The following is a 6,894-nucleotide window of genomic DNA, read 5'->3' as shown; positions in this document are numbered from 1 at the left end:
GATAGAGCGTTGGACTGCGGATCCGGAGGTTGCCGGTTCAAATCCGGCCAGGCACGCCAAATCTAAAAGTTAAAATTTAAAAAATATAAAAACATCGGCTTTTAACTTGGCCGATGTTTTTAATTGATTTAATGGGCTTTTTGTACTTTTCCGGCTTTCAAACATCTTGTGCATACATACTTTCTTCTAACCGAACCATCTGGCATAACAATTCTTATCTTTTGAACGTTTGGTTTCCATGTTCTTTTTGTAATTACTTTTGATTTAGCAACTTTATTTCCTGACTTGGGCTCTTTGCCGCATATCTCACATTTTCTTGCCATGTATTATTCCTCCCTTAGCTATTACTTTTTATAGATGTTTTTGAAGTTATAAAAATTCAGTATAACTTTTATTATATATATTCATTTTTATTAAATTCAAAAAATAAAGGGGATTAACCCTCTTCATCTCTCAACAAAGCTTCTTCATCCTCAAATGACATAGGTTTTACAATTGGAAATGGAATGATGTCTCTTATTGTAGGGGTATCAGTTAAAAGCATACACAATCTATCAATACCTATTCCTAAGCCACCTGTAGGAGGAAGACCATATTCCAAAGCTCTTATAAAATCAAGATCCATTGTTTGTGCTTCTTCATCACCGAGTTCTTTCAATTGCATCTGTTTTTTAAATCTTTCAAACTGATCCTGAGGATCATTTAACTCAGAAAAGGCATTCGCCAGCTCAGTCCCGTTTATTATTAGCTCAAATCTTTCCGTGAGCCTAGGATCATCTCTTTTTCTTTTTGCTAATGGGGATATTTCTGTTGGGTAATCTATAACAAAAGTAGGTTCTATTATTTTATCTTCAACTAGATCCCAAATTTTATCAATATAATGGTATCTGTCTTCAATTTCCACAAATTGACCCTGTTCTTTCAAAAAGTTTTTAAGTTCTTCATCAGATGACTCAAGAATATCTATACCAAGATTCTCTTTAATAAACTCACACATTTTAACTTTTCTGAAAGGAGGTTTGAAGTCTAATTCTTGACCTTGATATTTTATCTTTGATGTTCCATGTATTTTTGTTGTAACGTGATACAATAATTCTTCTGTTAAATTCATTATATCGTTGTAGTCAGCATAAGCTTGATATAGCTCGAGAGTAGTAAACTCAGGATTGTGCTTGTTGGATACTCCTTCATTTCTAAAAATTTTCCCTATTTCATATATTTTTTCCATTCCCCCAACTACTAAACGCTTTAAATGAAGTTCCGTTGCGATTCTTAAGTACATATCTATGTCATAAACATTCAAATGTGTAATAAACGGTTTTGCATTTGCTCCCCCCATAATCATCTGAAGAACAGGAGTTTCAACTTCTAAAAATCCTCTCTCATTTAAAAATTCCCTTATATATTGTGTAACTAAAAACCTTGTCCTAAAAGTTATTATTACGTTATCATTGGCAATCATATCAACATATCTTTGTCTATATCTAATTTCTTTGTCTTTCAATCCATGCCATTTTTCTGGTAATGGTCTAATTGCCTTTGAAAGTAATTCTAATTCTTGAACTAATAGCGTTAATTCCCCAGTTTTTGTTTTAAAAGGATAGCCCTTTATTCCCATCCAATCTCCAATATCAATATATTTTTTGAAAAATTCATAACGATCTTCCCCCACTTGATCCAATCTTACATATGCTTGTATCCGCCCAAAATCATCTTTTAAATCCACGAAGGCAGATTTGCCATGCATTCTTATTGTCATTATTCTGCCAGCGTAATTAAATACCATTTCCTCTAAAAGTTGTCCTGCTTTAATTCTATCGTCAAATAAATCTTTAATTTGTTGAGAATTGTAATCTTTGGAAAATCTATATTTATAGGGTTCATAACCTTTTTCTCTTAGTTCCTCTATTTGGCTCAATCGTTGTTTTCGTAAGTCCATTTTTTGCCTCCTATAGTGCTTGAATTCTGTAATTTTAAAAAAATCTTTAATAAATATCTTTAATTTCTATTTTCTTATAATCGCCTCTTGCAGTTTTGATTTTAACTATGTCTCCCTTTTTACGACCTAGTATCGCCCTTCCTATTGGAGAATCTACGCTGATCTTCTTTTCGGCTAAGTTTGCTTCTTGGGCAGTTACCAAAATGAATTCTTGTTCCTGGTTTAAACGATAATCTTTTATTTTAACTCTTTTACCTAAATCAACTTTAGAGTTATCGGAGTTCCCATTATTTTCTATAATTTCGGCGTGATCCAAAATATAATCTATTTCTTTAATTCTAGAATCTATTTTTCCTTGCTCATTTTTAGCTTCTTCATATTCACTGTTTTCTGATAAATCACCCAGTTCTCTTGCTTCTTTTATTCTCTCAGCAATCTCTCCCATAAGTTTCTTTTTTAACTCTTCTCTTTCTTTTTTAAGTTTTTCATACCCTTCTCGAGTAAGTTTGTACACTTCTTCAGCCACTTTTGACTTCCTCCCTTAGTTATCCTTTAATTCTTTAATTGCGTCTAAAAATCCATCAAGATCGCGAAATTCCCTATAAACAGAAGCAAATCTAACATAAGCCACCTGATCGACAACTTTTAACTGTTCCATAACCTTATCTCCAATTTCAGAAGAGGAGATTTCTGACTTTCCACTTTTTCTTAATTGTTCCTCAATATTATCGACAATCTCTTCTATCTGTTCAGTAGTAACGGGAGTTTTTTCGCAAGCTTTTACAATCCCAAGCGTTAATTTTTGTCTGTTGTATAGCTCGCGTCTCCCATCCTTCTTGATTATTCTTATGTTGTTCTGTTCATATCTTTCGTAAGTAGTAAACCTTCCCTCACATCTAAGGCATTCTCTTCTTCTTCTAATAGAAGCACCTTTCCCAACAGGTCTTGAATCGAGAACTTTTGTTTCCTCATAACCACAAAACGGGCATCTCACAGTTACACCGCCTTATTCAAATCTTAAAAAATACTTTTTTAATCAGAATTTTCTATAGAATTAGCAATTTTAGAAATTTTATTTAGTTTATAGTATAGAGTAGATTTTTTCATACCAAGTTCTTCGGCCATTGTTTTTAAGCTAGCATCGCGATTTTCTAATCTAAATAAGGCTATGCTTTTTAGATCTTTAGGTAAACTATCTAAACCCATAGCTTTATCAATTTTTTGGATATCTTCTATTTGCTTCATAGAACTTTTTACAGTTTTTTCAGCGTTTGCTGAGATTAAATTTACGGTCCTAGTTACATTTCCTCTTATATTTCTTACCCCTATAAGTTTGTATAACTCAGAAACAGCTTCTGCAGCTCCTATTAATTCTAAGGTATTTAAAATATCTTCTTTAGCTTTTATATAAATTTTCGTCTTTTTATCTTTACTAAATATATTTGCTTTTACTCCCACAAGATCTCTAAAAGTTTTAACTATATCTAAAAGGAAACTCTTTTTGACATCTTGTAAGTTAAATTCCATATGATATGAATTTTTAACTGAAACCGAACCACAAGAAAGAAACAACCCTTTCAAAAAAGAACCAAAAACAAGAGGATCTTTTTTAAAAAAGGGTGGGAATTTGTCTTTGTCAAATGATAGTGAATAATTTTTTAAACTTTTTTCGAGAAGTTCCCTCTTTAAATAAATGATGCCAGTACTTCCTAGATCTAATCTTTTGTCATTATATGATTTATATTCTATCTTTTCTGGATAAAAAATCTTTGTTATTTTATATAATCTTTTTAAACTATTCATTGACGTAACTTTTATCTTTATTAACTTTTCGTTATGATATTCAAAACTCTCTCCTTTCCCTACAAAAAAACCAAAAAACTCCGCTTCTGGAAACAGAATTTTGGAGTTAACTAAAGACAATTTTACTTTTTCAGAAAAGGAACTCAGTTTATACATCTTACTATCAACTCAGAAATTTTTTTTGGATCATGTCTAACAATAGGTTTTTCTTGATTTATTATATAAATCAAATTTGACTTTATGAGTCTTTTGTCTCCATCCATATCTATAATGACTTGTGAAGCACCCATTTCCTTATATCTTTCTTCTACTTGGGGTGGTAAATTAGAATCATCCGCAATTATATAATCTAATTTTTCTCCAAGATAATTTTCTACTTCTTTCACATGGTCTTTCAAGGTATAGCCAGTAGTTTCACCTGGCTGAGTCATTATATTTGCGATATAGACCCTTTTGTTGTGATTTGAATTAATTGCATTTCTGATGCCATCAACTAAAATGTTTGGAAGAACACTTGTATACAAACTTCCTGGACCTAAAACTATGAGATCCGCATTTTTTATTGCCAAAACACTTTCTTCAAAAGCTTCAGCATTTCCGTCCAACCAAATCCTTTTTATTTTTTTGTTTTTTGAAACTATATTAGTTTCCCCAAACGATATTTCTCCATCTTCAAATTCTGCCGCCAATCTTATTAAATCTAAGGAAGAGGGATACACTCTTCCTCTTATTTTTAACGCCTCTGACAATGTTTTTATAGCAAGAGGAAAATTGTTGTTATTCATCCTAGTTAATGCTAGCAAAATTATGTTACCAAGGTTATGATTTTTTAAGAATCCTTCATTAAATCTATAGTCAAGTAATTTAGTTAGCAATGATTCTTTTTCAGCCAAAGCTAAGATGTTATTTCTAATGTCGCCGGGAGGAGGTATTTCAAAGTCATTTTTTATCGCACCTGAACTACCTCCATCATCTGTCACTGTAACGATAGAAACTATATCGATATCTTTGTACCATTTTAATCCTCTTAAAACCTGGCTTAGTCCTGTTCCCCCACCAATCGCAACTATACTTTTCATAATTCTCACCAGTAAAAAAAATTTGAATTTTGAGTATTAAAAATTAATCGCTTTTGCTAAATCTCTATGAATAATCGAAACATCTCTTCCTTCTGCTTTTAATTTTTCGTACACCTTTTGCGCTACATATACAGAGCGATGTTGTCCGCCTGTACATCCAATACAAAAGTAAGCTTCGTAACGTCCACTTTCTGAGTATTTATCTTGTACAAATTTAGCGAATTCAACTACCTTATTAATAGTTTCATAAGTTTCAGGAAACTGTTCTAAAAACTGAATTACTTTCTCATCTAATCCTGTTAATTGATACATTTCAGGATAATAAAAGGGGTTTGGTAAATATCTAACATCTACCAAATAATCAACAGTTGGAGGAATTCCTTCTTTGAATCCAAAGCTCATAATATTTAGTCTTAACTTTCTTACATTTTCATTTATGATTTGGAAAAACTTCTTTTTTAATTCAGTAGGTTCTGTTGAAGAGGTATCTATTACAATGTCGCATATTTTTTCTATTTTACTCATTATTTGTATTTCTTCATCAATAGCTATCTCTAGAGACTTTTCAAGGGGATGAATCCTTCTAGATTTTTTGTATCTATCTATTATTGTAGGTTTATCAGCCTTTAAAAATACTTTATGTATTTCCATAGCACATTTTGCCAATTTTTCTATGTTGTTAAATACATGAAATAAACTTTCTGGATCTTTCCACCGAATATCGCTAACAAGTGCAAGTTTTTTTACATTGCTAGTACACAGAATGTTTAAAAAATGTTCTATTAAGTTAGGAGGAACATTATCTACAGTATAATATTGTTCATCTTCTAAAGCTCTTAATAATGTAGATTTCCCAGCTCCTGATAACCCTGTTATTAAGAACACTACTGGGTTATTTTCCACAATTAATCATCCCTTTGAATTATTGTCTGATATCAACAAAGTTTTTTTCTCTACTTTTTATTTTGGTTAAATTAAGTTTACTAAAAAACGGTTTATAACTTACATCAAACATAAAAGCTTTTGAAAGTGATTCAAACTTTTCAACATTTCCCGTAATATAATAATTGACTTTAATATCTCCACTATTTTTGCTTAATTGAACTTCTTCCTCTAAAAAGTTTATTATTCCATCAGCAGGATCTAATATTAAGGAATTTGTATATTTTTTTATTTGTTTTTCTAAGATAGGATAATGGGTACAGCCCAATATAACTTTTTTGTATTTGGATTTGTAATCTCTTAAGTAGAATCTCAATATAGAATCAGCCATTTGACCATACCAATAACCTTCTTCAATTAATGGAACGAAAAGTGGACAAGCCTTTTCTTCATACTTTGTTACACCTTTTGCTTTTAATAATTCTCTATAGACGCCTAGTTTAACGGTATTTTCAGTGGCTAATAGCAAAACAGAATCATTTTTATGTACATTTTTTACCACATTTTCTATTAAGCTTACATACTTAAAATTAAAATTATCTAAGTTAAAGTTATTTTTTTTGATTATAGAATCAGTGGTATTACATGCGGATATTAAAATATCTACATTCAAAGAATCGAAAAAAAGAAATATCTTTTCAACATTACTAAGAAGAAAAGAGATAGGTTTAGAACCATAAGGAACATTTAAACTATCTCCTAAGTAGTAATATTTGTGATTTCCAAAATTGTTAATCACCTTTTTTAAAACAGTAAGTCCACCAATACCTGAATCAAAAAAGCCTATCTTCATTTTCTTTCCCAACTTACTGGTTTGTCTTCTTCTTTTGTTTCTTGATCTTCTGGAAAATAATTTAAAGTTGTATTCAACAACTTACTAAACTTGGCAATTAAATCTTTTATTTCTTGCCTAGTTTTAATCGTGTTTAATTTTTCGTTAAGTAACATAAGCAACAAAATATAATCTATCTTTTCTTCGCCAATTTTTTTTGCATAATCTTCAACCTCGGATTTTATTTCGTCTAAAATTTTGTTAATAACTTCTTCAGGTTCATTAACTCTATATCTGTAGTTTTTACCCAAAATATTAACTTCGACGCTCCTAAAATTTTTCATTAGAATCAATCCTTC

9 protein-coding genes are annotated in these 6,894 nt (G+C 30.7%); all 9 read right to left on the bottom strand.

Features of this window, described 5'->3' with window-relative positions; genetic code table 11:
* Nucleotides 1-128 precede the first annotated feature (128 nt).
* The 9 genes from rpmB to zapA all read right to left on the bottom strand — a co-directional run bounded on the left by rpmB (nt 129) and on the right by zapA (nt 6,879).
* Nucleotides 129-323 (bottom strand): 50S ribosomal protein L28, encoded by a 195-nt coding sequence (gene rpmB, locus PKN74_RS05520; protein ID WP_472309395.1) that lies wholly within the window; start codon nt 321-323, stop codon nt 129-131.
* Nucleotides 324-436: 113 nt separating this feature from the next.
* Nucleotides 437-1,939, bottom strand: coding sequence for a lysine--tRNA ligase (lysS, locus tag PKN74_RS05515; RefSeq protein ID WP_472309393.1), 1,503 nt, complete (start codon nt 1,937-1,939; stop codon nt 437-439).
* 46 nt (nt 1,940-1,985) lie between these two features.
* Nucleotides 1,986-2,465 carry a transcription elongation factor GreA gene (gene greA / locus PKN74_RS05510; RefSeq protein WP_472309391.1) on the bottom strand — a complete coding sequence of 160 codons (480 nt, stop codon included), beginning with the start codon at nt 2,463-2,465 and terminating at the stop codon, nt 1,986-1,988.
* 15 nt (nt 2,466-2,480) lie between these two features.
* Nucleotides 2,481-2,933, bottom strand: a complete 453-nt coding sequence (gene nrdR / locus PKN74_RS05505) for a transcriptional regulator NrdR (RefSeq protein ID WP_472309389.1) — start codon at nt 2,931-2,933, stop codon at nt 2,481-2,483.
* Between the two features lie 38 nt (nt 2,934-2,971).
* On the bottom strand, nt 2,972-3,898 hold the full coding sequence (gene whiA / locus PKN74_RS05500) for a DNA-binding protein WhiA (RefSeq protein ID WP_472309387.1): 927 nt from the start codon (nt 3,896-3,898) through the stop codon (nt 2,972-2,974).
* Nucleotides 3,886-4,821, bottom strand: coding sequence for a gluconeogenesis factor YvcK family protein (locus tag PKN74_RS05495; protein ID WP_472309385.1), 936 nt, complete (start codon nt 4,819-4,821; stop codon nt 3,886-3,888). The genes whiA and PKN74_RS05495 overlap by 13 nt, the downstream gene beginning before the upstream one ends.
* Nucleotides 4,822-4,857: 36 nt before the next feature.
* On the bottom strand, nt 4,858-5,724 hold the full coding sequence (rapZ, locus tag PKN74_RS05490; protein WP_472309383.1) for an RNase adapter RapZ: 867 nt from the start codon (nt 5,722-5,724) through the stop codon (nt 4,858-4,860).
* Nucleotides 5,725-5,743: 19 nt separating this feature from the next.
* Entirely contained in the window at nt 5,744-6,556 is an 813-nt protein-coding gene (murI, locus tag PKN74_RS05485) for a glutamate racemase (protein ID WP_472309381.1), read from the bottom strand.
* Nucleotides 6,553-6,879 (bottom strand): cell division protein ZapA, encoded by a 327-nt coding sequence (gene zapA, locus PKN74_RS05480; protein ID WP_472309379.1) that lies wholly within the window; start codon nt 6,877-6,879, stop codon nt 6,553-6,555. The genes murI and zapA overlap by 4 nt, the downstream gene beginning before the upstream one ends.
* Nucleotides 6,880-6,894: the final 15 nt, after the last annotated feature.

The organism is Defluviitoga sp. (genome assembly GCF_035349255.1).
Taxonomy (GTDB): Bacteria; Thermotogota; Thermotogae; order Petrotogales; family Petrotogaceae; genus Defluviitoga.
Note: the sequence above shows the minus strand (reverse complement) of the source record. Positions and strands in the feature narration are given on the sequence as shown.